Origin of the sequence: Methanosarcina baikalica (assembly GCF_031461075.1) — an archaeon.
Lineage (GTDB): Archaea > Halobacteriota > Methanosarcinia > Methanosarcinales > Methanosarcinaceae > Methanosarcina > Methanosarcina baikalica.
Genome location: NZ_JAVKPK010000149.1, coordinates 1 through 1407, shown reverse-complemented (window position 1 = coordinate 1407; position 1407 = coordinate 1). Strand labels below are relative to the sequence as shown.

The 1407-nt window shown below is 39.1% G+C and carries 1 protein-coding gene; it reads left to right on the top strand.

Annotation, left to right across the window (positions count from 1 at the left end):
- The first annotated feature begins 247 nt into the window (after nucleotides 1-247).
- Entirely contained in the window at nucleotides 248-1006 is a 759-nt protein-coding gene (locus tag RG963_RS16460) for a hypothetical protein (RefSeq protein ID WP_310577356.1), read from the top strand.
- Nucleotides 1007-1407 lie beyond the last annotated feature (401 nt).

Genomic DNA, 1407 nt, shown 5'->3' with positions numbered 1-1407 from the left:
GCTTTTAATACTCCTTTCTTTAAAGGAGATCCTTTCAGCATCTGAGCAATGGAGCAAAAACCTGAATACATCTTTTAATATGACAATCTTACCTTTGATCGTCGTTTTTGTGGGAATTATCGTTTTTAAGATTGCATCTATTATTTAATTCGTAAATATCCAGGCAACATTGGAAAAATGTGGACAAATTATCCTAAACATAAAGGAGTGTAACTAAAATTGGAGATTTTAAAACATTAATTGCATAATGATGGAAGAGAGGGATTTTAAAATGAAATATATTAGATCGAAAAGAGAAAGGTTCATATTTTGTGTATTATCTACATTTATTTTACTTGGCTCACTTGTTTTTCCAGCATATGCGGCGACTGATTGGAATGTTTCCCCATCCAATCCAACCGTGGGGGACAAAGTGACAATAACAGGTCCCGGCGGGAAGAGTATCAATGCCGAAATTTCTGTTTTAGTAAAGGTCCCGGTTGTCGGAGGCAGATATAAACTTCCTCTGCCCTCTATAACAGTTCCGAACCATCGCATTACAAATAATCGTATTACTGCTAGGGCGGAAGGAGTACAGAACATGCATTTGGCGGTAAAAAAGGGTTTAACTTTCAACAAGGACGTGACAGCTTCTGGAGGGGTCGCAACAATATCTGCGTCAAATGTCCCCCCCTTAACTTACAATATCCTTATTGACGGCGATGCCCTGAGCGGAAGGTCTGTTGTGAACATTAGATTTACCGCCTCCGGGACACTGACAGCTTTATCAACTGATCCAAAAGGAGGATCTAAATATAATTTTGATACATCCTCATTGCCAGCAGGTAAATTAACGGTAAAGGTAGGGGGTTCGGGACAAACAGGAGGTTCAGGACAAATAGGGGGTTCAGAACAAACAATGGACCTGAAACCCAAAGAACAGACTGGGTCTGCTCAACCTGTATCGAACCTCAATTCACTTACCACACGATTGAAACAAATGTTTTCATCGTTTTGGAAACGCTGATGTGAATTTATAACCATTCAAAATATAGTTAGCGGCGCTCCTTTGAACGCCGCGAGAATTTCCTCTATAACCCGGTACATTTGTCCCACAGTCGGGTCTCTATTCAATGAACTTTCCCATGATAAATATGTCTTTTTTATTGAATTCGAGTTCATATCCTGTCTTGATAAAACCGATGGAGGTAGCACGCATTTCAGGCGTTACATTATAATCCTCTCTCGTTTTTGGCTTTCTGTGATCCCACTTACTATATGTCCATTCTTTGAGTTTTTCCAACCCTTTTAAGACTATAACCTCGATTTATCCTGCCTAAGTAGGATAAGTATGCCTTTATGCCAGGCTTTGTTATCTTGTATCTGTATAGTCAATTAAGTCCTTTCTTTTCTAATCCTTGAATATAT

Excerpts from the sequence above, each read along its gene's own strand:
- RG963_RS16460 (WP_310577356.1), top strand. The coding sequence starts at position 248 with ATGATGGAAGAGAGGGATTTTAAAATGAAATATATTAGATCGAAAAGA.